Source organism: Bifidobacterium simiarum (genome assembly GCF_002802905.1).
GTDB lineage: Bacteria > Actinomycetota > Actinomycetes > Actinomycetales > Bifidobacteriaceae > Galliscardovia > Galliscardovia simiarum.
Genome location: NZ_PEBK01000030.1, coordinates 1 through 241 on the forward strand (window position 1 = coordinate 1; position 241 = coordinate 241).

The window sequence follows — 241 nt, forward strand, 5'->3', positions numbered from 1 at the left end:
GTGCTAGTCGGTGAGGCTGAGGACGTAGTCCCTGATCTCGCCGGGCCGGGCGTGCGCCTCGAACAGCTCGCGGAAACGTTCGCCGGCGAACGCGCCCTTGACGAGTTCGGGGTCGAGGTCGCGGTAGATGTCGATGAGGGGCCGGTAGGCGGCCGCCCTGACCTGGTCGAGGATGCGCTTGTTGCGCTGCTCGGGCACGACCCTCTCCTTGGGGTAGCCGCTGCCGGGCTCCTCGAGCCAC

General features: G+C 69.3%; 1 protein-coding gene. It reads right to left on the minus strand.

The window, feature by feature from the left end; translation table 11 throughout:
• Window positions 1-3: 3 nt before the first annotated feature.
• The coding region (locus CSQ87_RS10680; RefSeq protein ID WP_479856251.1) for an RpiB/LacA/LacB family sugar-phosphate isomerase at window positions 4-241 on the minus strand (238 nt) is incomplete at its 5' end.